The sequence below is a fragment of the Stenotrophomonas sp. PUT21 genome (assembly GCF_052232875.1).
Classification (GTDB): Bacteria; Pseudomonadota; Gammaproteobacteria; order Xanthomonadales; family Xanthomonadaceae; genus Stenotrophomonas; species Stenotrophomonas maltophilia_N.
On sequence record NZ_CP197645.1, the window covers coordinates 311,315 to 333,947 of the forward strand.

21 protein-coding genes and 1 riboswitch are annotated in these 22,633 nt (G+C 66.6%); of the genes, 15 read left to right on the plus strand and 6 right to left on the minus strand.

Features of this window, described 5'->3' with window-relative positions; genetic code table 11:
* The first annotated feature begins 26 nt into the window (after positions 1–26).
* The 6 genes from murC (at position 27) to lpxC (ending at position 7,071) form a co-directional block, all read left to right on the plus strand.
* Entirely contained in the window at positions 27–1,463 is a 1,437-nt protein-coding gene (gene murC, locus ACTT2I_RS01360; RefSeq protein WP_088433960.1) for a UDP-N-acetylmuramate--L-alanine ligase, read from the plus strand.
* Positions 1,460–2,443 (plus strand): D-alanine--D-alanine ligase, encoded by a 984-nt coding sequence (locus ACTT2I_RS01365; RefSeq protein ID WP_293984919.1) that lies wholly within the window; start codon positions 1,460–1,462, stop codon positions 2,441–2,443. Before murC ends, ACTT2I_RS01365 begins: the two co-directional genes overlap by 4 nt.
* On the plus strand, positions 2,440–3,210 hold the full coding sequence (locus ACTT2I_RS01370) for a cell division protein FtsQ/DivIB (RefSeq protein ID WP_443096763.1): 771 nt from the start codon (positions 2,440–2,442) through the stop codon (positions 3,208–3,210). The genes ACTT2I_RS01365 and ACTT2I_RS01370 overlap by 4 nt, the downstream gene beginning before the upstream one ends.
* A complete protein-coding gene (gene ftsA, locus ACTT2I_RS01375; RefSeq protein WP_017355446.1) occupies positions 3,207–4,442 on the plus strand; it encodes a cell division protein FtsA in 1,236 nt (411 codons plus the stop codon). Before ACTT2I_RS01370 ends, ftsA begins: the two co-directional genes overlap by 4 nt.
* 268 nt (positions 4,443–4,710) lie before the next feature.
* On the plus strand, positions 4,711–5,943 hold the full coding sequence (gene ftsZ / locus ACTT2I_RS01380; protein ID WP_019182482.1) for a cell division protein FtsZ: 1,233 nt from the start codon (positions 4,711–4,713) through the stop codon (positions 5,941–5,943).
* A 216-nt stretch (positions 5,944–6,159) separates the two neighbouring features.
* A complete protein-coding gene (lpxC, locus tag ACTT2I_RS01385; RefSeq protein WP_088433963.1) occupies positions 6,160–7,071 on the plus strand; it encodes a UDP-3-O-acyl-N-acetylglucosamine deacetylase in 912 nt (303 codons plus the stop codon).
* A 296-nt stretch (positions 7,072–7,367) separates the two neighbouring features.
* Here lpxC and ACTT2I_RS01390 read toward each other — a convergent pair whose 3' ends face one another.
* A complete protein-coding gene (locus ACTT2I_RS01390) occupies positions 7,368–7,808 on the minus strand; it encodes a DciA family protein (protein WP_421100196.1) in 441 nt (146 codons plus the stop codon).
* 12 nt (positions 7,809–7,820) lie between these two features.
* On the opposite strand from ACTT2I_RS01390, the gene ACTT2I_RS01395 reads away from it, so the two are divergent.
* The 3 genes from ACTT2I_RS01395 (at position 7,821) to ACTT2I_RS01405 (ending at position 12,990) form a co-directional block, all read left to right on the plus strand.
* Positions 7,821–8,771, plus strand: coding sequence for a M23 family metallopeptidase (locus ACTT2I_RS01395; protein ID WP_421100195.1), 951 nt, complete (start codon positions 7,821–7,823; stop codon positions 8,769–8,771).
* Positions 8,772–8,939: 168 nt separating this feature from the next.
* Positions 8,940–11,672 carry a preprotein translocase subunit SecA gene (gene secA, locus ACTT2I_RS01400; protein ID WP_293984922.1) on the plus strand — a complete coding sequence of 911 codons (2,733 nt, stop codon included), beginning with the start codon at positions 8,940–8,942 and terminating at the stop codon, positions 11,670–11,672.
* 358 nt (positions 11,673–12,030) lie between these two features.
* Entirely contained in the window at positions 12,031–12,990 is a 960-nt protein-coding gene (locus ACTT2I_RS01405) for a Nudix family hydrolase (RefSeq protein WP_421100194.1), read from the plus strand.
* Here the strand turns inward: ACTT2I_RS01405 and ACTT2I_RS01410 are convergent.
* Positions 12,980–13,546 carry a hypothetical protein gene (locus tag ACTT2I_RS01410; protein WP_443096764.1) on the minus strand — a complete coding sequence of 189 codons (567 nt, stop codon included), beginning with the start codon at positions 13,544–13,546 and terminating at the stop codon, positions 12,980–12,982. The genes ACTT2I_RS01405 and ACTT2I_RS01410 overlap by 11 nt on opposite strands.
* A gap of 50 nt (positions 13,547–13,596) precedes the next feature.
* Positions 13,597–14,424 (minus strand): methylenetetrahydrofolate reductase [NAD(P)H], encoded by an 828-nt coding sequence (metF, locus tag ACTT2I_RS01415; RefSeq protein ID WP_088433967.1) that lies wholly within the window; start codon positions 14,422–14,424, stop codon positions 13,597–13,599.
* A gap of 125 nt (positions 14,425–14,549) precedes the next feature.
* Here metF and ACTT2I_RS01420 point away from each other — a divergent pair, with 125 nt between their 5' ends.
* The 5 genes from ACTT2I_RS01420 to ACTT2I_RS01440 all read left to right on the plus strand — a co-directional run bounded on the left by ACTT2I_RS01420 (position 14,550) and on the right by ACTT2I_RS01440 (position 18,922).
* On the plus strand, positions 14,550–15,440 hold the full coding sequence (locus ACTT2I_RS01420; RefSeq protein ID WP_421100192.1) for a TIGR01777 family oxidoreductase: 891 nt from the start codon (positions 14,550–14,552) through the stop codon (positions 15,438–15,440).
* A gap of 121 nt (positions 15,441–15,561) precedes the next feature.
* Complete coding sequence (locus tag ACTT2I_RS01425) at positions 15,562–16,482, plus strand: alpha/beta fold hydrolase (protein WP_421100191.1); 921 nt, start codon at positions 15,562–15,564, stop codon at positions 16,480–16,482.
* Positions 16,479–17,573, plus strand: coding sequence for a sensor histidine kinase (locus ACTT2I_RS01430; RefSeq protein ID WP_421100190.1), 1,095 nt, complete (start codon positions 16,479–16,481; stop codon positions 17,571–17,573). The genes ACTT2I_RS01425 and ACTT2I_RS01430 overlap by 4 nt, the downstream gene beginning before the upstream one ends.
* Positions 17,570–18,310 carry a LytR/AlgR family response regulator transcription factor gene (locus tag ACTT2I_RS01435; RefSeq protein WP_088433970.1) on the plus strand — a complete coding sequence of 247 codons (741 nt, stop codon included), beginning with the start codon at positions 17,570–17,572 and terminating at the stop codon, positions 18,308–18,310. Before ACTT2I_RS01430 ends, ACTT2I_RS01435 begins: the two co-directional genes overlap by 4 nt.
* A gap of 54 nt (positions 18,311–18,364) precedes the next feature.
* On the plus strand, positions 18,365–18,922 hold the full coding sequence (locus ACTT2I_RS01440; RefSeq protein WP_088433971.1) for a DUF3228 family protein: 558 nt from the start codon (positions 18,365–18,367) through the stop codon (positions 18,920–18,922).
* Between the two features lie 24 nt (positions 18,923–18,946).
* Here ACTT2I_RS01440 and ACTT2I_RS01445 read toward each other — a convergent pair whose 3' ends face one another.
* Positions 18,947–19,477 carry a hypothetical protein gene (locus ACTT2I_RS01445; RefSeq protein WP_421100189.1) on the minus strand — a complete coding sequence of 177 codons (531 nt, stop codon included), beginning with the start codon at positions 19,475–19,477 and terminating at the stop codon, positions 18,947–18,949.
* A complete protein-coding gene (gene ybaK / locus ACTT2I_RS01450; RefSeq protein ID WP_421100188.1) occupies positions 19,477–19,950 on the minus strand; it encodes a Cys-tRNA(Pro) deacylase in 474 nt (157 codons plus the stop codon). Before ybaK ends, ACTT2I_RS01445 begins: the two co-directional genes overlap by 1 nt.
* 17 nt (positions 19,951–19,967) lie before the next feature.
* On the opposite strand from ybaK, the gene ACTT2I_RS01455 reads away from it, so the two are divergent.
* Positions 19,968–20,870, plus strand: coding sequence for a tetratricopeptide repeat protein (locus tag ACTT2I_RS01455; protein ID WP_443096765.1), 903 nt, complete (start codon positions 19,968–19,970; stop codon positions 20,868–20,870).
* A gap of 75 nt (positions 20,871–20,945) precedes the next feature.
* Here the strand turns inward: ACTT2I_RS01455 and ahcY are convergent, their stop codons facing one another.
* Positions 20,946–22,391, minus strand: coding sequence for an adenosylhomocysteinase (gene ahcY, locus ACTT2I_RS01460; protein WP_421100186.1), 1,446 nt, complete (start codon positions 22,389–22,391; stop codon positions 20,946–20,948).
* Between the two features lie 35 nt (positions 22,392–22,426).
* Positions 22,427–22,516: riboswitch (S-adenosyl-L-homocysteine riboswitch) on the minus strand.
* Between the last annotated feature and the right edge of the window lie 117 nt (positions 22,517–22,633).

The window sequence follows — 22,633 nt, forward strand, 5'->3', positions numbered from 1 at the left end:
CGCGCCAGCCTGGCGCGAGGCCGCGCATGATCCGCCGCCTCCACGACACCAACGACCTGGTACGCGCGTTCCCGCGCGTGCACTTCGTCGGCATCGGCGGCACCGGCATGAGCGGCATTGCCGAAGTGATGCTGACGCTGGGCTATGAAGTGTCCGGGTCGGACAACGCCGACAACGCCGCGACCCGTCGCCTGGCCGGCCTGGGTGCGCGCGTGATGCGTGGCCACTCGGCCGCCAACGTGCTCGGCACCGACTGCGTGGTCGTCTCCAGCGCGATCCGCGATGACAACCCGGAACTGATGGAAGCGCGCAGCCAGCGCATTCCGATCATGCCGCGCGCGGCGATGCTGGCCGAGCTGATGCGCTTCCGCCGCGGCATCGCGGTGGCCGGCACGCACGGCAAGACCACCACCACCAGCCTCACTGCCGCCGTACTGAGCGAAGGCGGGCTGGACCCGACCTTCGTGATCGGCGGCCAGCTGCTCGCCGCCGGTGCCAACGCCAAGCTCGGTAGTGGCCAGTGGCTGGTGGCCGAGGCCGACGAAAGCGATGGCAGCTTCCTGCGCCTGAACCCGCTGGTCTCGGTGATCACCAACATCGACTCGGACCATCTGGAAAACTACGGTAACGATTTCGCCCGGGTCCAGGCCGCGTTCGCCGAGTTCCTGCAGCGCCTGCCGTTCTACGGGCTGGCGGTGCTGTGCATCGATGATCCGGAGGTGGCCGCACTGGCCGCGCAGACGCCGCGCCATGTCATGAGCTATGGCATGAGCAGCAACGCCGACGTGCGTGCCGAAGATGTGGTCCAGGATGGCCCGCGCATGCGTTTCACCCTGCGCCTGCCGGAAGGCAGCAGCCACCCGGTGACGCTGGCCCTGCCCGGTGCGCACAACGTGCTCAACGCCCTGGCCGCCGCGGCCGTGGGCTGGCAGCTGGGCGTGGCGCCGGACGCGATCGCGCGTGCGCTGGAAAGCTTTGCCGGCATCGGCCGCCGTTTCAACGATCTGGGCATCGTCACCACGCATACCGGTGCCAAGGTCCGCGTGATCGACGACTACGGTCACCACCCGCGTGAACTGGCGGCCGTGTTTGCCGCCGCCCGCGGTGGCTGGCCGAGCCAGCGCCTGGTGGTGGCGTTCCAGCCACACCGCTACAGCCGCACCCGTGACCAGTTCGATGCCTTCGCCGCGGTGCTGTCCGAAGTGGACGCGCTGGTGCTGAGCGAGGTCTACCCGGCCGGCGAAGCCCCGATCCCGGGCGCCGATTCGCGTTCGCTGGCGCGTGCCATCCGCGCGCGTGGCCGCAGCGAGCCGGTCGTGGTCGGCAATGCCGCCGAGCTGGCGCATGTGCTGCCCGACGTCCTGCAGGACGGCGACCTGCTGCTGATGATGGGCGCGGGCGACATCGGTTACATCGCCCAGCAGATCGCCGGCGAAGGCTTCCAGGAGGCCCCGGCGGCATGAGCACGCTGACCTTCCCGCCGCTGCGCATCACCGACCCGGCCCTGTTCGGCCGTGTCGCCGTGCTGCTGGGCGGCACTTCCAGCGAGCGCAACGTCTCGCTGGATTCCGGCCGCAACGTGATCGAAGCGCTGCGCGCGCGCGGCGTCGACGCGATCGCGGTCGATGGCATCCCGGCGCTGGCACTGGCGCTGGTCGAGAAGCGCTTCGATCGCGTGTTCAATATCCTCCACGGCCACAACGGCGGTGGCGAGGACGGCATCGTGCAGGGCCTGATGGAGGCCTTCGGGGTGCCGTACACCGGTTCGGACGTGCTCGGCTCGGCGCTGAGCATGGACAAAATCCGCACCAAGCAGGTGTGGATCTCGCACGGCCTGCCGACCCCGCGCTTCATCGCGCTGGACCAGGCCTCCAATGTCCATGCCGCTGCGGCCGAACTGGGCCTGCCGGTGGTGGTCAAGCCGGCCAACGAAGGTTCCAGCGTGGGCATCAGCCGGGTCACCGAAGATGCCGGCCTGGACGACGCGGTCGCACTGGCGGTGCGCTATGACGGCCAGCTGCTGATGGAGCAGATGGTGGTCGGCGACGAGTTGACCGTGGCGATCCTGGGCGACCAGGCGCTGCCGTCGATCCGCATCGTGCCCAAGGGCCAGTGGTACGACTACAACGCCAAGTACATCGCCGAAGACACCCAGTACCTGTGCCCGGGGCTGGAGGGCGAGGACGAAATCGAGATCCGCCGCCTCGCACTGGCCGCGTTCCGCGCTGCCGGTTGCCGCGGCTGGGGCCGGGTGGACGTGATGCGCGACCGCAGCACGGGCCGCTTCTACCTGCTGGAAGTGAACACCGCGCCGGGCATGACCAGCCATTCGCTGGTGCCCAAGTCGGCCAGCCAGGCCGGGATCGGCTTCGAAGAGCTGGTCTGGCGCGTGCTCGAGCAGACCCTGCCGGGTCACGCAGCGCAGGAGAACAGCCACGCATGAACGCGGTGCTGCGCATCTTCGTCTGGTTGCTGGCCCTGTCGGTCGTGGCACTGCCCGTGGTGGCGGTGCTCAATGGCTGGGTCGGTGCCGAGCGGTGGCCGTTGGCCAAGCTGCGCGTGCACGGTGAGTTCAAGCGGGTTCCGGCCGAGCAGCTGCAGCAGGTCGTGCTGCCGTACGCGAAGTCCGGCTTCTTCGCGGTCAAGCTGCAGGATGCCCAGGACGCGATCGAAACGCTGCCGTGGGTGGAAAGCGCCCAGGTGCGCAAGCAGTGGCCCGACGTGCTGGAAATCACCCTGGTCGAGCACAAGCCGTTCGCGCGCTGGGGCAACGACCGCCTGCTTTCCGAGCAAGGCAAGTTGTTCGCTACGCCCAAGAAGCTGCAGGACCTGGAACTGCCCGACCTGGATGGGCCGGACAGCCAGACCGAAGAAGTCGTGGCGCTCTACAACGATGCGCGCGCGCTGTTCGCGCCGGCCGGGGTGGACGTCAAGCGGGTCACCATGGACGCACGCGGCAGCTGGTCGCTGGTGCTGAGCAACGGCACCGAGGTGGTCGTCGGCCGCGACGATGCCCGCTCGCGCCTGCAGCGCTTCGTGCGCGTGCTGCCGCAGCTGGCCAACCAGGCGGCGCCGATCGAGCGCGCGGACCTCCGATACACCAATGGTTTCACGCTGAGCTGGGGTACCCCGGCTCCGGCCGCACCGGCCGCACCGGCCGCACCGGCCGCACCGGCCAATGTGGCGCACAGGACGCAGGACAGGACATGAATCGCAAGGGTGACAAATCACTGATCGTCGGTCTGGATATCGGCACCTCCAAGGTGGTGGCGCTGGTCGGCGAGTATTCGCCGGGCAATCCGATCGAGGTCATCGGCATCGGCTCGCACGAATCGCGCGGTCTCAAGCGCGGCGTGGTGGTCGATATCGAATCGACCGTGCAGTCGATCCAGCGCGCGGTCGAAGAAGCCGAGCTGATGGCCGGCTGCGAGATCCGCTCGGTGTATGCCTCGATCTCCGGCAACCATGTGCAGTGCAAGAACTCGCCCGGCATCGTGCCGATCCGCGACGGAGAAGTGACCTGGGGCGACCTGGATCGCGTGCTGGACGCGGCCAAGGCGGTGGCGATCCCGGCCGACCAGAAGATCCTGCATGCGATCCCGCGCGAGTACGTGCTGGACGATTCGCAGGAAGGCATCCGCAATCCGGTCGGCATGACCGGCGTGCGCCTGGAAGTGCATGCCCACCTGGTGGTGTGTGCGCAGTCGGCCGCGGCCAACATTTCCAAGTGCGTGCAGCGCTGCGGCCTGCAGGTCGACGACCTGGTGCTGTCCTCGCTGGCCTCCAGCGTGGCCGTGCTGACCGCCGATGAGCGCGAGCTCGGCGTGGTGCTGGTCGACATGGGCGCCGGCACCACCGACCTGGCCGTGTTCGTGCAGGGTGCGATCTGCCACACCGCCTCGCTGCCGATCGCCGGCGACCACGTCACCAATGACATCGCGCACATGCTGCGCACGCCGACCCCGGAAGCCGAGCAGATCAAGGTGCGCTACGCCTGCGCCCTGGCCCAGCTGGCCACCGCCGAGGAAAGCATCCAGGTGCCCAGCGTCGGCGATCGTCCGCCGCGCCGGATGCCGCGCCATGCACTCGCGCAGGCGGTGCAGGGGCGCTACGAAGAGATCTTCGAGATGGTGCAGGCCGAACTGCGCCGCTCCGGCTTCGAGGAACTGGTGCGCGCCGGCATGGTGCTCACCGGCGGCGCTTCGAAGATGGAAGGCGTGGTCGAACTGGCCGAGGAAATGCTGCAGATGCCGGTACGCGTGGGCATTCCGCAGCACGTCACCGGCCTGGGCGAAGTGGTCGGCAACCCGGTGCATGCCACCGGTGTGGGCCTGCTGCTGATGGGCAGCCAGATCGAACACCCGCGTCGCCCGTCGCTGCCCACCGGCCGCGCCGGCAGCATGTTCAAGAAGCTCAAAACCTGGTTCCGCGGTGAGTTCTGACCGCGGTTCGCAACACGCAGTACACATGCAATACGCGATAAGCAGTTCCCGAAAAATCCACGTAGTCCATGCAGTACCCGCAACACCCCGCAGTGCGATGTAGCAACACCGGCCCCCGGGTCGTTCATTGAAGCAGGCAACACCGCCGCGGTTGGCTCTATCCAGCCCGGCATACCAACTACAACTCGCCGGCACGACGGTGGGGAGGACAGGAGAAGGAATCTCCGAAGCCCCCGTCCCGCGTAAACGGCAACACGAGGACACGGACATGGCGCATTTCGAACTGATTGAAAAGATGGCACCCAATGCGGTGATCAAGGTGATCGGCGTGGGCGGCGGCGGCGGAAACGCCGTGGCGCACATGGTCAGTACCAGTGTGGACGGTGTGGAATTCATCACCGCCAACACCGATTCGCAGGCCATCAAGAATTGCGGTGCCAAGCTGCAGCTGCAGTTGGGTACCAACGTCACCAAGGGCCTGGGCGCAGGCGCGAACCCGGAAGTCGGCCGCCAGGCCGCGCTGGAAGACCGTGAGCGCATCATGGACGCGCTGCAGGGTGCGGACATGGTGTTCATCACCGCCGGCATGGGCGGTGGCACCGGCACCGGTGCCGCCCCGGTCGTGGCACAGCTGGCCAAGGAGATGGGCATCCTGACCGTCGCCGTGGTCACCAAGCCGTTCCCGTTCGAAGGCCGTCGCCGCATGCAGGTCGCGCTGAAGGGCATCGAAGAGCTGAGCCAGCATTGCGACTCGCTGATCACCATCCCGAACGAAAAGCTGATCACCGTGCTGGGCCGCAACGCCACCATGATCCAGGCCTTCCGTGCCGCCAACGACGTCCTCCAGGGCGCCGTGCAGGGCATCGCCGACCTGATCGTGCGCCCGGGCCTGATCAACGTCGACTTCGCCGACGTGCGCACCGTCATGTCCGAAATGGGCCTGGCGATGATGGGCACCGGCACCGCCCGTGGCGATGACCGCGCCCAGGCCGCCGCCGAAGCCGCCATCCAGAACCCGCTGCTGGACGATGTGAACCTGGCCGGTGCCAACGGCATCCTGGTCAACATCACCGCCGGCGCCGACTTCACGATGGCCGAGTTCGACGAGATCGGCCGCACCATCGATGGCTTCGCTTCCGAAGATGCCACCGTGGTCGTGGGTACCGTGCTGGATCCGGACATGCAGGACGAAGTCCGCGTGACCGTGGTCGCCACCGGCCTGAACCGCGCCGTCACCGCCAAGACCCAGCGTCCGGGCGAGCGTGCACCGATCAAGCTGGTCCGCAATGCCACCACCGGCCAGCCGGAGTTCGGCGAGTTCGACAACGGCGGTGATGCGGTGTCCAAGGCCGTGGGCGGGATGGGCATGGGCATGGGCCTGCGTCGTCCCAGCGCCGACACCGTGGCACCCTCGGCCCCGAGCGCATCGGGCCCGGCGGCCGCTGAACTGCCGAACGATTACCTGGATATCCCGGCCTTCCTGCGCCGCCAGGCGGACTGAGTATTGCGTGTCGGGGCCTTGTCCTCCCCGGTAAGCACCTCCATGTCCCATGCTGCCGGGCCAGGATCGGCCCGGCAGTCTGACCGCCGTCGTGCACCACGCACGTCCGGGCAGTGCTGTCGACGCACCACGGTTCACGGAAGGGACAGCGGTAGTGCGTGTTATTCTTGTTTGTCACAGCCGCGCTGACCGCGCGCTTTCTGGTCCTGCCCCCCGATGATTCCGCAACGCACCCTCAAGAACACGATCCGCGCTACCGGCGTCGGCCTTCACAGTGGTGACAAGGTCTACATGACCCTGCGCCCGGCCCCGGTCAACCATGGCATCGTGTTCCGCCGCGTCGATATGGACCCGGTGGTGGAAGTACCCGCGCGTGCGGACCTGGTCACCGAGGTCACCCTGTGCACCGGGCTGACCTACCACGAGGCCAAGATCCAGACCGTCGAACACCTGATGTCGGCCCTGGCCGGCCTGGGTGTGGACAACATCATCGTGGAGCTGTCCTCGGCCGAGCTGCCGATCATGGACGGTTCCTCCGGCCCGTTCGTGTTCCTGCTGCAGTCGGCGGGCATCGCCGAACAGGACGCGCCGAAACGCTTCATCCGCATTCTCAAGACGGTGGAAGTCACCGACGGCGACAAGGTCGCCCGCTTCGAGCCGTACGAAGGCTACAAGCTCGGCTTCACCATCCAGTTCAACCACCCGATGATCCCGGCCAAGCAGTCGCGGGCGGAAATCGAGTTCTCTACGCTGGCCTATACCAAGGAAATCTCGCGCGCCCGGACCTTCGGTTTCATGCGGGATCTGGAGTACATGCGCGAGCGCAACCTGGGCCTGGGCGGCTCGATGGACAATGCCATCGTGCTGGACGAGTTCCGCGTGCTCAACGACGACGGGCTGCGCTACGCCGACGAATTCGTGCGCCACAAGATCCTCGATGCGATCGGCGATCTATATCTGGCCGGCGGCCAGGTGCTGGGCGCGTACGAAGGCTTCAAGTCGGGCCATGCGCTCAACAACAAGCTGGTGCGGGCGCTGCTGGCCGATGCCAGCGCGTGGGAGTGGGTTAGCTATGACTCGCCTGCCGCGGCGGCGCCGGTGGTCTATGGCCTGCCGGCCTACGCCTGAGCCCCGCCATCGCGCAAGCCATTGATTTGAAAGAAAACAAAACGGCGCCCACGGCGCCGTTTCTGTGTCTGGACGTCTGATCGGGCTGAAAGCGGCGTGATCTTGACGTCAATGAACCGTAGGGGTGCACAGCGCACAGATTTGTGAACCTCATCAAGGTTTGTGCGGAATTTAACGTTAATTTAATAAAACACTAACGACTGGCGGCACTGACGCCGCTACAGTGCAGACCGGCTCCCAGCCAAAGTTCACGTGATCGTGACGCGGCCGGGAAGGGGCGGGATGCCCCGATGGCTTCACGACTTGGAGGAATCCACGTCGCGCAGACAAGCCAACGCGTCGCGTAGCCCTTTGTGCGTGGCGGCTGAAACAGCGTGGGGGCCATTCCTGTTGTTGATCGCTGGGGAGCGTGGGGGAGGGGCAGACGCTGTTTTGACGGTCACCTTGGTGACCTTCAGCCCGATGGACCGGGCCGCGTCGATCAACTGTGCTTCGGCAAGCCGGACCTTGGCATGCCACACGGGAGATTCGACGAGAAAAACGAGGTGCTCGCCGTTTACATTCGCCAGCCGGCAACGGGTGGCCAGTGCAGGCGGCAAATGGGGGCGCAATTGACGGTCCAGCGCGTCGAGCCACAAGGCACGACGCAGCGGGTTACCGGCTTTGTCCGCCATGACCGCATCCAGCGCCGGCTTCGGCGTGGATGGGGAACGGGCACTGGATTTCGGCTCAGACATGAAAACTCACTGATGGCATTCAAAAAGATCGTAATCAAAACGCGTGAAGGACAGGCCAAGACGCCGCTGGCGCGTTTGCGTTTCTACTTCGAAGATTCCCCCCGTGCCCTGCTGGGCAGTGTGCTGGGGGTGGGCTGCCTGATCGGCTTCGGTGCCGGTATCGGTGGCAGCATGTTCAACGATTCCCGCCTCCACGCCAAGGTCGCACAGCAGGAACGCGAACTGGCGCAGGCCCAGAAGGACGCTCAGACCCAGGTCAACGCGCTGGCTGCGCGGATGGGCGAGCTGCAGGCGCAGGCCACCCGTCTCAATGCCCTGGGCGAACGACTCACCCAGATGGGCAAACTGGAAGACGGCGAATTCGACTTCAACGAGACCCCCGGCCTCGGTGAAGGCGAGCCCGGCCCGACCCAGGACATCCCGGTCAGCGCGGTCAACGCCGACTTACAGGTGCTGGAGCAGCGCTTCGCTGCTTCAGGCCGCCAGCTGTCGGTGATGGAATCGCTGATGTTCGACCACCAGCTCGAGCAGAACGCCGTGCCCTCGCGCATGCCGATCCGCAACACCTACATCACCTCCAACTTCGGTACCCGCAGCGATCCGTTCGGTCGCGGTGCCGCCACCCACAAGGGCATGGATTTCCACGCCAAGGTCGGTGACCCGGTGATGTCGGTGGCCGATGGCGTGGTCAGCTTCGCCGGTGTGAAGGGTGGGTACGGCAACGTGGTCGATGTTGACCATGGCAATGGCTATGTGACCCGCTATGCGCACAATTCGCGCCTGGTGGTGAAGCCGGGCGATCTGGTCCGGGCCGGCCAGCAAGTGGCCAAGGCCGGTTCCACGGGCCGTTCCACCGGTGCCCACGTGCACTTCGAGGTCTGGGAACGCGGCCAGGTGGTCAATCCGCGCAAGTTCCTCGGTGATGGCGGCAACACCCCGGTCGGCCGCGTTTCGCGGGGCTGATCACGGTAACGAACTTGAACGGGGGTGCTTGAAACGCCGGACCCCCGTCCCAAGCTACAATGGGTGTTGCCATAGACAGGGCGCGGTGCGCCCTGTTTCGTTTGCGGCGCGCGCATCCCCCGGGGAGAGCGCCGCCGTTGGGGCGTCTCATTCCAACCGGTTCCTTCAATGATCAACAGCCTGCTTACCCGCGTCTTCGGCAGTCGTAATGAACGACAGCTGCGCCAGCTCAACCGCATCGTCGCCAAGGTCAATGCGTTGGAGCCGGAAATCGAAAAGCTCTCCGACGAGCAGCTCAAGGCCAAGACCCCGGAGTTCAAGCAGCGCATCGCTGACGGTGAAGCCCTGGACAAGGTGCTGCCCGAAGCGTTCGCGGTCTGCCGTGAAGCCAGCCGCCGCGTGCTCGGCATGCGCCATTACGATGTCCAGCTGATCGGCGGCATGGTCCTGCACCTGGGCAAGATCGCCGAAATGCGCACCGGTGAAGGCAAGACCCTGGTCGCCACGCTGCCGGTGTACCTCAACGCGCTGGAAGGCAAGGGCGTCCACGTGGTCACCGTGAACGACTACCTGGCCCGCCGTGACTCGGCGCAGATGGGCAAGCTCTACAACTGGCTGGGCCTGAGCGTGGGCGTGGTCTACCCGGGCATGCCGCACGGCGACAAGCGCGAGGCGTATGCCAGCGACATCACCTACGGCACCAACAACGAATTCGGCTTCGATTACCTGCGCGACAACATGGCGCTGTCGCGTGCGGACCGCTACCAGCGCGGCCTGCACTACGCGATCGTCGACGAAGTCGACTCCATCCTGATCGATGAAGCCCGTACCCCGCTGATCATTTCCGGCCCGGCCGATGATTCCCCGGAGCTGTACATCCGCGTCAACCGCGTCGTCCCGCACCTGATCAAGCAGGACGCCGAGGAAGGCGAGGGCGATTTCTGGGTCGACGAGAAGGGCAAGCAGGTCCATCTGTCCGAGGCCGGCATGGAGCATGCCGAGAAGCTGCTGGTCGAAGCCGGCATCCTCAATGCCGAGACCGAAGGCCTGTACGCCGCGCAGAACCTGACCGTGGTGCATCACCTCAATGCCGCCCTGCGTGCGCATGCGATCTACCAGCGCGACGTGGATTACATCGTGCGCGATGGCGAAGTGGTGATCGTCGACGAATTCACCGGCCGTACCCTGGCCGGCCGCCGCTGGTCCGATGGCCTGCACCAGGCAGTGGAAGCGAAGGAAGGCGTGCCGGTCCAGCGCGAGAACCAGACGCTGGCGAGCATCACCTTCCAGAACCTGTTCCGCATGTACAAGAAGCTGTCCGGCATGACCGGTACGGCCGATACGGAAGCCTACGAGTTCCAGAGCATCTACAACCTGGAAGTGGTGGTGATCCCGACCAACCGCCCGACCATCCGCAAGGACGGTTCAGACCAGGTGTTCCTCAACCGCAACGGCAAGTTCAACGCCGTGCTGGCCGATATCCAGGCCTGCAACGAGCGCGGCCAGCCAGTGCTGGTGGGTACCACCTCGATCGAAACCTCGGAGATGCTGTCCGAGCATCTGACCAAGGCCGGTGTGCACCACGAAGTGCTCAACGCCAAGCAGCATGACCGCGAAGCGACCATCATCGCCAACGCCGGCATGCCGGGTGCGGTGACCATCGCCACCAACATGGCCGGCCGTGGTACCGACATCGTGCTGGGCGGTTCGCTGGAAGCGCAGCTGCATGAGCTGGGCGAAGACGCGACGCCGGAACAGCGTGCCCAGGTCAAGGCCGAGTGGCAGAAGCGCCACGACGCGGTCAAGGCCGCCGGTGGCCTGCACATCGTCGGCACCGAGCGCCATGAATCGCGCCGTATCGACAACCAGCTGCGTGGCCGTTCGGGCCGCCAGGGTGATCCGGGCTCGTCCCGTTTCTACCTGTCGCTGGAAGACAACCTGATGCGCATCTTCGCCTCGGACTGGGTCCAGAAGGCGATGCGCATGATGGGCATGAAGGAAGACGACGTCATCGAGGATCGTCTGGTCAGCCGCCAGATCGAGAAAGCGCAGCGCAAGGTCGAAGCGCACAACTTCGATATCCGCAAGAACCTGCTGGACTTCGACGACGTCAACAACGATCAGCGCAAGGTGATCTACAGCCAGCGCGACGAGCTGCTGGATGCGGAGTCGGTGAAGGAGAACGTCGATGGCATCCGCGGCGACGTGATCTTCGATGTGGTGGCCCGCTTCGTGCCGCCGAACTCGATCGATGAGCAGTGGGACCTGCAGGGTCTGGAAGCGACGCTGGCCTCGGACTTCGGCATCGACATGTCGCTGACCGAGCTGGTCAAGGCGCACGAAGAGCTGGATGCCGAAGGCATCGCCGAAAAGGTGCAGGCCAAGGTCGACGAGCACTTCGCCGCGAAGGAAGCCGGCGTGGGCGACGAGACCATGCGCGCGCTGGAGAAGCACGTGATGCTGACCGTGCTGGACCAGAGCTGGAAGGAGCACCTGGCGCGCATGGATTACCTGCGCCAGGGCATCTACCTGCGTGGTTATGCGCAGAAGCAGCCGAAGCAGGAATACAAGAAGGAAGCCTTCGAGCTGTTCTCGGAAATGCTGGAGAACGTGAAGCGCGAAGTGGTGACGTTGCTGGCGCGTGTGCGTATCCGCAGCGAAGAGGAAGTGGCGGCACTGGAACAGGCCGAGCGCCAGCAGGCCGAAGCGCGCCTGCTGCAGTCGCAGTTCCAGCACCAGGACGCCGGCGGTTACGGCGCGGACGAAGAGGCCGCGCAGGTGGAAGCGGCGCAGAACGGCGTGCCGCAGGTCACCCGCGATGAGCCGAAGGTCGGCCGCAATGATCCGTGCCCGTGCGGCAGCGGCAAGAAGTACAAGCACTGCCATGGTCAGCTGAGCTGATCGGTTGATTGGCTGATCGACGGATCGGCTGATTGGAAGTGCTGAAGAAGCCCCGCCTTGTGCGGGGCTTTTTTTGTGGTTCTTCGCCAACGGCGCGGCGCTTCGAATGTTCATGGCGTGAGGCGACCGGGCAGCCCCGTCCAGGACGCGCCGTAAATACATCCTTGTAGGCTCGACACCCGCATCCATGCGGGTGACGGTCCTTCCCGGAGCAGCCCGGTCGCCTCGTGACAGCAGGCTGCGGGGCCCTCACGCTCGCGGCAACCCCGCGCGGAGACACCGCGACGATCCACACCGCGCCTCGACGACAGCCGCGAGGGCATTGCGCCACCCGGCCCGGTTTGGGCATCCTCCGGGTATGTCATCTCCCCTTCGTTCGATCCATGTCGTGGCCGGCGTCATCACCGATGCCCGTGGCCGCATTCTGCTCAACCGTCGCACCGAGAACCGCGATATGGCCGGCCTGTGGGAATTCCCGGGCGGCAAGCGCGAGCCCGGCGAGACCTCCGAGCAGGCGCTGGTGCGCGAGCTGCGCGAGGAGCTGGGGATCGAGGCGGAGGTCGGTGAGTGGATCATGGACGTGCCGCAGATCTATCCGGACAAGCGGCTGCGCCTCGAGGTCCGCCGGATCCAGAGCTGGAAGGGCTCGCCGCGCGGCCGCGAGGGGCAGGCGATCACCTGGGTGGCGCCGGACAAGCTGCACCGCTATTCGATGCCGCCGGCGGATCTGCCGGTGGTGGCGGCGCTGCGGCAGCCGGACCGGTATCTGATCACGCCCGAGCCGGAGGGCGAGGAGGACAGCGTCCACCAGGCCTGGCTGGGGCGCCTGGCGCAGGCGCTGGAGAGTGGTGTGCGGCGGGTGCAGCTGCGCACGCCGTCCAGCCCGGCGCGGGTGGCGCTGGCCGAGCGGGTGATCCAGCAGCACGGGCCGCGCACGCAGTGGTTGGTGAACCGGGATATCGACCTGGCCGGACGGTTGGGCGTCGGGGTGCATCTGGGCAGTGAGCAACTGCTGGCGCTGGGCGAGCGGCCGTTGCCGGCTGGCCAGCTGGTGGCGGCGTCCTGCCACGATCTGACGCAGCTGCAGGCGGCGCAGCGGCTGGGCTGTGACTTCGCGGTGCTGGGGCCGGTGCAGGCCACCGACAGCCATCCAGGGGCGGTGCCGCTGGGTTGGGACGCGTTCGAAGCGCTGCGCGAGCAGGTGTCGCTGCCGCTGTATGCGCTGGGCGGGATGGGCCCTGGCGATATCGAGCAGGCACGACGCCACGGGGCGCAGGGTATCGCCGCGATCCGGTCGCTGTGGCCGGCTACAGCGTGATCCAGAAGCAGCCGTACTGATGGCGCAGGCCGAACACCGTGCGTGCGGGGGTGGCGGTGCTGCCCAGGGTCTGCTCGATGCGCAGGCCGACCGGACGCGGACGTGCCGGTGCCTGGGGTGCGTCCCCGGCGGCAAGCGCAGGGTCCAGCGGTGCCGGGGCGCTTTCCGGATAGATCGGCGCGATGTCGATCAGGGGGCGCTGCACCACCGATTCCAGCCGCCCGATGATGTGGTTCGCGGTGGCGTTGGAGACATTGCTCCAGAGGTAGATCGAGGACAGCCGGTTGACGTCCTGCGCGCTGACCGCGTCGCGGATCTGCCCGGTCAGTTCACTGAGCCGGCGCGCGCAGCCGGCGCGATAGATACCGGTGTTGCCGACGCTCGCCGTGCGCGGGGGCACGCGGGAGGTGGCGCCCAGGGCCTCGCAGCGGCGGTCGGTGAAGACGGTTTCGCCCTGCGCGTTGGTGCAGCGGTTCACGCGCTGCGGCGCCTGCGCCAGGGCAGGTGGCGAGGGCAGGCACAGCGCACACAGCAGGAGCCACACGAGCGGTTTCATCGCAGCAGCGTAGCGGCGCTGGCGTTATCTGCAAGCGATGCGTGGCGGCCTCAGCTGCGCAGCAGTTTCAGCACCTGGGTGGTCGGCTTGGCCAGGTTGAGCGTGTAGAAGTGCAGGCCCGGCGCACCGCCAGCGACCAGGCGTTCGCACAGGCTGGCCACGACCTCGGCACCGAATGCGCGCACCGATTCGGCATCGTCGCCGTAGGCCTGCATGCGTTTGCCGATCCAGCGCGGAATCTCGGCGCCGCACTGTTCGGAGAAGCGGCGCAGCTGGCTGAAATTGGAGATGGGCATGATGCCCGGCACGATCGGTACGGTGACGCCCAGCTTGCGCACAGCATCGACGAAGTGGAAGTAGGCGTCGGCGTTGAAGAAGTACTGCGTGATCGCCGCATCGGCGCCGGCGTCGATCTTGGTCTTGAAGTGCTTCAGGTCCAGCAGCGCATCGTTGGCCTGCGGGTGGGTCTCCGGATACGCGCCCACTTCGATGCGGAACGCATCGCCATGCTCGGCGCGGATGAAGCTGATCAGTTCGGAGGCATAGCGCAGGTCACCGGGGTGGCCCATGCCGGAGGGCAGGTCACCGCGCAGGGCGACGATCCGCCGGCAGCCGATCGCGCGGTACAGCTTGAGCAGCTCGCGGATCTCCTCGCGGCTGCCACCGACGCAGGACAGGTGCGGGGCCGCGTCGAAGCCATGGTGCTGTTTGAGGTGGCGCACGGTCTCGGAGGTATAACTGAGGGTCGAGCCACCGGCGCCGAACGTACAGGACACATACTCCGGCGCGAACACCTTCAGCTTGGCCGCGGTCCGGTCCAGCTGGGCACGCTGCTCGTCGGTCTTGGGCGGATAGAACTCGAAGCTGATGGCGGTCATGGGCGGGGCGCGTCGGCGGATGTGGATCAATCATATCTCTTCATCGCGATGAATGTGAAGTACGTGGCATGCGGTCTGCACATCGCGCCGCCTACACTGTCCGTGATTTCAACGGAGCACCCGCCATGCAGATTCTCGTCACCGGTGGCACCGGCTTCATCGGCAGCCGCCTGTGCACACGCCTGTTGGCCGAGGGCCACGATCCCATCGTGCTGACCCGCCGGCCGGGCCGGAACCCGCAGCCCGGCGTACGCTGCGTTGCCGCGCTGGACGAGGTCGGCCCTGTCCAGGCAGTGGTCAACCTGGCGGGCGAGCCGCTCATGGAGGGCCGCTGGACGGACGAGCGCAAGCAGGCCCTGCGCGACTCCCGGATCGGCACCACACAGGCACTGCTCGCCTGGATGGCCGCGCTACCCGAACGGCCGCGGGTGCTGGTGTCCGGCTCGGCGATCGGCTGGTATGGCCCGCGCGACAGCGCGCCATTGGACGAGACCGCCTCGCCCGGCCACGACTTCGCGGCGATGCTGTGCCGTCAGTGGGAAGCCGAAGCGTTCAAGGCCGAGGCGCTTGGCGTGCGCACCTGTGTGCTGCGGACCGGGATCGTGCTCGAACGCGGGGGCGGGGCACTGCAGAAGATGCTGCCGCCGTTCCGGATGGGGCTCGGTGGCCCGATGGGCGATGGCCGGCAGTGGATGAGCTGGATCCATCGCGAGGACCTGGTCGGCATGATTCTGTGGCTGCTCACTCGCGATCAGGCACGCGGCGCCTACAACGGCACGGCGCCCGGCACGGTCACCAACCGCACCTTCGCCACCACGCTGGGCGATGTGCTGCACCGCCCAGCGCGGCTGACGACCCCGGCCTTCGCGCTGAAGCTGGGCTTCGGGGAAATGAGCGGGCTGCTGCTGACCGGGCAGAACGTGCAGCCGGCGCACGCATTGGCCGAGGGGTTTGTCTTCCAGTATCCGTCGCTGGAAGCGGCCTTGCAGGCCATCGTGGGCGCGCCGGATCGCTGAGGCGCCGATGTTCATCCGCCGCTGCCGACCGCTCACCGCCGGTCGGCGGCCGCTGCTCATGTAATTGCCCATGCCGCCTCGCCCCGCGCCACGCTCCATGCTCACCCAGCAGGAGTCAGCCATGTCGATCGCCCGTCCCCGCCGCATCTACTCCATCGCCCCGTTGGCTGCGCTCGCGCTGACCGCATGGGCCACCTTGGTCAGCCCCGCCCACGCGGCCACCGGGCAGTTCCAGGATCTGCAGGTCGAGGTGATCGGCAGCGGCCGGCCGGTGCTGATGATCCCAGGCCTCAACAGCGGTGCCGACGTCTGGCGCGAGACCTGCGCCGCGCTGCAGCCGCAGGTGCAATGCCACCTGATCCAGCTGCCGGGCTTCGCCGGTGCGCCCGCTGTGGCCAACGATGATTTCCTCAGCGCCATGCGTGACCGGCTGCTGGCCTACAGCGTGGACCGCAAGCTGGATCATCCGGCCGTGATCGGCCACAGCCTCGGTGGGGTGCTGGCGCTGCAGATGGCGATCGCGGCGCCGCAGAAAATCGGCCCATTGGTGATCGTCGATGCCCTGCCGTACTTCGGTGCCGTTCGGAATCCGGACGCGACGCCGGCCACGCTCAAGCCGATGGCCGAGCAGATGCGGGCCGGCATGCTCGCCGCCAACGCCAGCCAGTACGCGGCGCAGACGGATGCGGCCGTCGCCAACATGGTGCAGGCCCCTGAGCATGTGACGACCTTGAAGCAGTGGGGACGCGACAGCGATCGCACCACCACCGCCAGCGCGATGTACTCGATGACGATGACCGACCTGCGCCAGCCGATCGCCGGCATCACCACGCCGGTGCTGGTGCTGGGCGCGTGGGCCGCCTACCAGCCCTTCGGTGAGACCGAAGCCAGCACGCGGCAGCTGTTCGCCACGCAGTACGCCGCGCTGCCCGGCGTACGGATCGAGATGAGCCGCGCCGGCTACCACTTCCTGATGTGGGATGATCCGCGCTGGCTGCAGACGCAGATCCGGGAGTTCCTCGATCTGCCTGTGGCGAAATGATCGATAGCGGCGTGGAGACGATGAGCGAGAAGCGGACAGCACGCGATACCGGTTTCTGGTGGGCAAATGCTGGTCTATGGTCCGGCTACCTGGGCTTGAACCTGGGCATGGGCATCGCCTACCGGGGCAACTGGTCGGGCGGGACGCTGATCTATGTGACGGTCGCGGTTGGCCTATTCGTCGGCAGTGCATCGATACGCAGCTGGGCACTTCGGCATGCATGGCTGCAGCGTGATCTGCTCGGGTTGACGTGGCGGATGGCGCTGGCGGTGGTAATCGTCGCTGCCGCCATCCAGCTTTTCACCGCCGCAGTGCTGCTCCCCGCGCTTGCGTGGGATTGGGTGGCATTGCCGGGCCAGCGCGCCTCTTACAGGCCGATCGACACGTTCAACTATTGGCTCAGCACCGCCATCGTGCTGAGCGTATGGTGCGCGCTGTGGACCGGCCGCCGCGCGCTGCAGCGTGCGCGGCACAGCGAGATGGCGCACCTGCGCGCCGAAGCGCAGCGGGCGACGCTGGAGCACCAGGCGCTGCGTGCGCGGCTCAATCCCCACTTCGTGTTCAATGCCCTCAACAACCTGCGTGCGCTGATCAATGAAGACCCGGCGCGTGCACGCGACATGGTCACCCATCTGTCCAGCACGCTGCGCCACGCGCTGGTGCACACCGATGGCGATTGGGTCACCGTGGCCGAGGAGTGGCGCGTGGTGCAGGACTACCTGGCGGTGGAGGCGATCCATTACGAAGACCGCCTGCGGGTACGCACCGACATCGATCCGGCCGCGTTGTCCGCACGGCTGCCGCCGATGGCGCTGCAGCTGCTGGTGGAAAACGCCATCAAGCACGGTATCGCGGTGCACCCGGGCGGCGGCGAGCTGACGATCCGTGTGCAGCTCGATGGCGGCTGGCTGCGGGTGGAGGTGGACAATCCTGCCCCGCACGACGCCAGCAGCCCAGGCCATGGCATCGGGTTGGCCTATCTGCGCGCGCAGCTTGGCATTGACGCGGCGGCATCATCCATCGGTCGGGGCACCTTCATGCTGGAACGTCACGGCGAGCGCATGCGGGCCCGGTTGGAGGTGCAGCAATGAGCGCTTCATTGCGCGTGTTGATCGTGGATGACGCGCGGCTGGCGCGTCGCGAGCTGCGCACTCTGTTGGCGGCGATCCCGTGGGTGGAATGTGTCGGTGAGGCGGACGATGTACCGGCGGCCCGCGAGGCGATCCTGCGCGAGCAGCCCGATCTGGTGCTGCTCGATGTGCAGATGCCCTCAGGCGAGGGCTTCGACGTGCTCGATGGGCTGGAGACCGTACCGATGGTGGTGTTCGTCACCGCCTACGACCAGTACGCGGTGCGCGCCTTCGAAACCAACGCACTGGACTATCTGGTCAAGCCGGTGGAAGCGGGCCGCCTGCAGGCGGCGCTGGAACGCGGCCGCGAGCGCCTCCCGGCACCGGCGGCCCCTGTTGCGATGAACAGCGGCCGCGACTCGCTGGGCGCCGAGGATCAGGTGTTCCTGCGCGATGGCGAGCGTTGCTGGTTCGTGGCGCTCGGCGAGATCCGCAAGGTCGTCGTCGACGGCAACTACGCACGGTTGTGGTTCCGCGACCAGAACGCGGTGCTGGCGCGCAGCCTCAGCACGCTGGAGGGACGGCTGTCGCCGGCGCTGTTCTTCCGCGCCAACCGCAACACGTTGGTCAATCTGCGCCGCGTACGTGCGATCGAACCGTCGCTCGGCGATGGCTACGACCTGACCCTGGATGACGGCAGCCAGGTCGAGGTCTCGCGACGTCAAGCGCGCGAGCTACGTGAGCGGCTGGCGCTGTAGGGCGCGTGCCGCACGCGTTACCCTGTGCGGGATATCCACCGCCTGATGCTGCCCATGTCCATCGTCCTTACCGCGTTCGCCCGTCCCCGCCTGTTCCCCCGCGTGCCGCGCGGCAACACCATCCAGGACTGCAGCGCCGAACAGTTCGAACAGCACCTCAACACGCACGCACCGTTCAAGGTGCTGGATGGCTACGCGCCGTTCTGCAAGCTGCATGTGTACGAGAACTGGACCTCCACACGCTGCCTGACCGTGCCGATCACCGAGGCCAACCGCCACCAGCTGCGCAGCGGTTATGAGGCGCGCAACCGCGAAGAGCTGCCGGTGCTGGTGCGCTGGTTCGAAGGCGTGGAATCACCGCGCGCGAACTACCTGGTGGTGATCCTGTACAGCGCCGAGCAGCTGGCCAAAGAGGGCTCACCCATCGATGCGGACTGGGGCATCGTCGGCTGCATCTACACCGCCGAACCGGAAGAAGTGCCCATGGCGCCGATCACCATGATGCGCAATGCGCTGGGCGTGGAAGAGGGGGGCTCGGGCGTGCCGCTGGATCGTGAGGCGTATCAGCGCGCCGTGACGTTCTGGGACCGCAACGCCAACTGGAGGCCCTGAGCGAGCGGGCGGGGAACATCCCGATCAGGCGCCCAGCCGATGCCCCTGCGCGGGTTCCGCCGCGACGGTCGGCCCGGCCACGGTCCACTCCCACCAAGGGTAGTGATACTCGCGGTCGGTGGCCAACCAGTGCGTTGCACAGTCCACGCAGGTGACGGCATGCGCCTCGCCCCAGCCGTCCTCGGCTTCCCCCACGGCATCGATGACCACATGCCCGCGCGTGGCTTCCCGACGCGGATCGAAGAAAGGGTAGTGCGGGTAAAGCGCACACAGGCAGCCGGCCCGGTCCCGCCAGAAGCGCAGCCGGCGCAGGGCGAACTGCAGGTGATGGTTATTGGCGAACAGGGCACCACCCAGCGCGATGTGCGCGGTGGCGCGCTCGATCCGTTCGACCCACGGCGAAAGCGCGTCCAGTTCGGCCGGATCACGGAGCTGGGCGATGGCGCAGGCCGCGCTGTAGATGCGGTCAGGCTCTGACGACAGCAGCGCCTGCAGGTGCTGCGCGCCAGGTCTCTCGGTGGGGGTGGATGGGTCCCGGTTGAAAGGCCACCGCATTACCGGGCCTTTCCGATGGCGGCATGGCATCCGCCGGTGAGCTGCAGCAGATCGGCCGGTGCCAGCGCCACCTCCAGTCCACGCCGCCCGGCGCTGACGTGCAGCACGGGCAGCGCCCGTGCGCTGGTATCGAGGAAGGTGCGGTGTTTCTTTTTCTGCCCCAATGGGCTGATGCCCCCGACCAGGTAACCGGTCGCGCGCTGCGCCACCTCGGCGTTGGCCATTTCGCATTTCCGGCAGCCGGCCGCTGCGGCGAGTGCCTTGAGGTCCAGGGTGCCGCTCACCGGTACGATCGCCACCAGCAACTCGTGCGTCTCGGTGCTTGCCAGCAGCGTCTTGAACACCTGCGCCGGATCCAGCCCGAGCTGCTGCACCGCTTCGCCACCGTAGGATTCGGCGGCGGCGTCATGGCGATAGGACAGCACGCTGTGCGCGATGCCGGATGTCTTCAGCAGATTGATGGCCGGGGTCATGGCGGCATCCTAGCGCGGTGCGGACCCGCTGCCTTGACCGAAGCTACTGCGGTCGCTGCGATAATGGCGGCGTTCCCGTCTGGAAAGTTCCGATGCGCCTCTCTGGCCAATTCAACGCGCTCAGCTTCGATGGTGATGTGGCGCGCGGACCGTATCCCCCTCAGGGATTTGTGTCGATCGCGGAAGGCGCGCTCGGCAATGGCGATTGTTTCGGGCTGTATTGGCCGTTGGGGCGCGAGGGAGACGCGCCCTTCGTCTGCGAGATGTTCCATGACGAATGGCGTATGGAACTGCGCCATTCCTCGGTGCAGGTGTTCTCGCGCTGGCTGGAGCTGAACGAAGGCGAGTATGGCGAGCATGAGGTCGAAGATCCCGGTTCGCCCTCCGAGCGGTTGGAGCAGGCGCGTGCGCAGGTGCTGGCAGCGGAGGTCGAGCAGGCCATTGAGCTGCTGCGCGCAGCCTGCACCGCGTTCCCGGAGCTTCAGCAGGGCTGGGCGCTGCTGGCAAGCCAGTATATGCGGCAGGGGCAGCGCGATGCGGCGATCGATGCGGCACGTTCGGCGGTGCTGGCCAACTGGGCGTTTGGCATTCCCGAGGCGGGCGTGCTGCGCATCCTGCGCGCTGCCCCGGCCAGCACTGACCCGGTGATCGCGATGGTGCAGCGGATGGGCTTCGCGTTTGGCGGCGCCAAGACCAATCCGGATTACGCGCTGATGCAGGCCTGCATCGATGAATGCTGGGCTGCCGGTGACACCCTGACGGCGCTGCGACTGTCGCAGAACCGCTGCTACGTGCTTGCTGGCGAAACGGTCTCTTTTCAGGAGCGCGAAGGGTTCTTGCTTTCGCGCTGGCAAGCGGACTTCGCCGGGCAGTGCCAGGCTGTCCTCAACGACGACCGCAGGGGTTTCAGCCATGACTGAAGGGCATCGCGCCACAAAAAAACGGGCGCCTTTCGGCGCCCGTTTCATCTCAACGCAACGGGACCGGCACGCCGATCAGTAGCGGTAATGCTCCGGCTTGAACGGACCGTCCACCGGCACGCCGATGTAATCGGCCTGTTCCTGGCTCAGGGTGGTCAGCTTCACGCCGATCTTTTCCAGGTGCAGACGCGCCACTTCCTCGTCCAGCTTCTTCGGCAGCAGGTACACCTTCTTCTCGTAGCTGTCCTTGTTCGCCCACAGGTCGATCTGGGCGAGCGTCTGGTTGGCGAACGAGTTGGACATCACGAAGCTCGGGTGGCCGGTGGCGCAGCCCAGGTTGACCAGACGGCCGTCGGCCAGCAGGAAGATCGCATTGCCGTTGTCGAAGATGTATTTGTCGACCTGCGGCTTGATGTTGATCTTCTGCACGCCGGCCAGCGCGTTCAGCGCATCGACCTGGATCTCGTTGTCGAAGTGGCCGATGTTGCAGACGATGGCCTGGTCCTTCATCGCGCTCAGGTGCTCGATGCGGATGATGTCCTTGTTGCCGGTGGTGGTGACGTAGATGTCGCCACGGCCCAGGGTGGATTCGATGGTGTTGACCTCGAAGCCTTCCATCGCGGCCTGCAGGGCGCAGATCGGATCGATCTCGGTGACCACCACGCGTGCGCCGTAGGCACGCAGCGAAGCGGCGCAGCCCTTGCCCACGTCACCGTAGCCGCAGACCACGGCAACCTTGCCGGCCAGCATCACGTCCATCGCGCGCTTGAGGCCATCGGCCAGCGACTCGCGGCAGCCGTACAGGTTGTCGAACTTGCTCTTGGTGACCGAGTCGTTGACGTTGATCGCCGGGATCAGCAGGGTGCCGGCCTGGGCCAGCTGATACAGGCGGTGCACGCCGGTGGTGGTCTCTTCGGAGACGCCCTTCCAATCCTTGACCACGCGGGCCCAGTAACCCGGACGCTCCTTGGCCACGCGCTTGAGCAGGTTCTTGATGACCTGCTCTTCGTGCGAGGCGGCCTTTTCATCGACCCAGGTGCTGCCGTTCTCGAGCTCATAGCCCTTGTGGATCAGCAGGGTCACGTCGCCACCGTCGTCCACCACCAGCTCCGGGCCGGTCAGGGTGCCGTCGGGCAGGGTGAAGGTCAGCGCATCCAGGGTGCAGTCCCAGTATTCCTCCAGCGACTCGCCCTTCCAGGCGAACACCGGGGTGCCGGACTTGGCGATCGCGGCGGCAGCGTGGTCCTGGGTCGAGAAGATATTGCACGAGGCCCAGCGCACGTCGGCGCCGATGTCCTTCAGGGTCTCGATCAGTACTGCGGTCTGGATGGTCATGTGCAGCGAGCCGGTCACGCGCACGCCCTTCAGCGGCAGGGTGGCGGCGTGCTTGCGGCGGATCGACATCAGGCCCGGCATTTCATGCTCGGCGATGTCCAGCTCCTTGCGGCCCCAATCGGCCAGGGAGATATCGGCAATCTTGTAATCGCCTTCGGTGGAGAAGGTCTTGGCAACAGCGTTCATTCAAAGCTCCGGTGTAATGACGAGTCGATACTCGTGTTCGCCGGGCGCCGTTGGAACCAATCCTGGCCACCGAGCCTGGCCGCCCCCGGACAAGGTCCGGAACGGTCGCAGCGCCCCTCGGTGGAGGGTCGCCCATTATATCGCGGCCCGCTGCATTGGCATGAATCAGTACCCGCCCCCAACCATCGGCAGGGGGGCGATCGGCGCCCGGCTGTTAAGGTCGGGGGTTTGTATCCGCATAG

Bases quoted from the DNA above. Each gene is read 5' to 3' on its own strand.
- murC (WP_088433960.1), top strand. From the start codon at position 27: ATGATCCGCCGCCTCCACGACACCAACGACCTGGTACGCGCGTTCCCG.
- ACTT2I_RS01365 (WP_293984919.1), top strand. From the start codon at position 1,460: ATGAGCACGCTGACCTTCCCGCCGCTGCGCATCACCGACCCGGCCCTG.
- ACTT2I_RS01370 (WP_443096763.1), top strand. From the start codon at position 2,440: ATGAACGCGGTGCTGCGCATCTTCGTCTGGTTGCTGGCCCTGTCGGTC.
- ftsA (WP_017355446.1), top strand. From the start codon at position 3,207: ATGAATCGCAAGGGTGACAAATCACTGATCGTCGGTCTGGATATCGGC.
- ftsZ (WP_019182482.1), top strand. From the start codon at position 4,711: ATGGCGCATTTCGAACTGATTGAAAAGATGGCACCCAATGCGGTGATC.
- lpxC (WP_088433963.1), top strand. From the start codon at position 6,160: ATGATTCCGCAACGCACCCTCAAGAACACGATCCGCGCTACCGGCGTC.
- ACTT2I_RS01390 (WP_421100196.1), bottom strand. From the start codon at position 7,808: ATGTCTGAGCCGAAATCCAGTGCCCGTTCCCCATCCACGCCGAAGCCG.
- ACTT2I_RS01395 (WP_421100195.1), top strand. From the start codon at position 7,821: ATGGCATTCAAAAAGATCGTAATCAAAACGCGTGAAGGACAGGCCAAG.
- secA (WP_293984922.1), top strand. From the start codon at position 8,940: ATGATCAACAGCCTGCTTACCCGCGTCTTCGGCAGTCGTAATGAACGA.
- ACTT2I_RS01405 (WP_421100194.1), top strand. From the start codon at position 12,031: ATGTCATCTCCCCTTCGTTCGATCCATGTCGTGGCCGGCGTCATCACC.
- ACTT2I_RS01410 (WP_443096764.1), bottom strand. From the start codon at position 13,546: ATGAAACCGCTCGTGTGGCTCCTGCTGTGTGCGCTGTGCCTGCCCTCG.
- metF (WP_088433967.1), bottom strand. From the start codon at position 14,424: ATGACCGCCATCAGCTTCGAGTTCTATCCGCCCAAGACCGACGAGCAG.
- ACTT2I_RS01420 (WP_421100192.1), top strand. From the start codon at position 14,550: ATGCAGATTCTCGTCACCGGTGGCACCGGCTTCATCGGCAGCCGCCTG.
- ACTT2I_RS01425 (WP_421100191.1), top strand. From the start codon at position 15,562: ATGTCGATCGCCCGTCCCCGCCGCATCTACTCCATCGCCCCGTTGGCT.
- ACTT2I_RS01430 (WP_421100190.1), top strand. From the start codon at position 16,479: ATGATCGATAGCGGCGTGGAGACGATGAGCGAGAAGCGGACAGCACGC.
- ACTT2I_RS01435 (WP_088433970.1), top strand. From the start codon at position 17,570: ATGAGCGCTTCATTGCGCGTGTTGATCGTGGATGACGCGCGGCTGGCG.
- ACTT2I_RS01440 (WP_088433971.1), top strand. From the start codon at position 18,365: ATGTCCATCGTCCTTACCGCGTTCGCCCGTCCCCGCCTGTTCCCCCGC.
- ACTT2I_RS01445 (WP_421100189.1), bottom strand. From the start codon at position 19,477: ATGCGGTGGCCTTTCAACCGGGACCCATCCACCCCCACCGAGAGACCT.
- ybaK (WP_421100188.1), bottom strand. From the start codon at position 19,950: ATGACCCCGGCCATCAATCTGCTGAAGACATCCGGCATCGCGCACAGC.
- ahcY (WP_421100186.1), bottom strand. From the start codon at position 22,391: ATGAACGCTGTTGCCAAGACCTTCTCCACCGAAGGCGATTACAAGATT.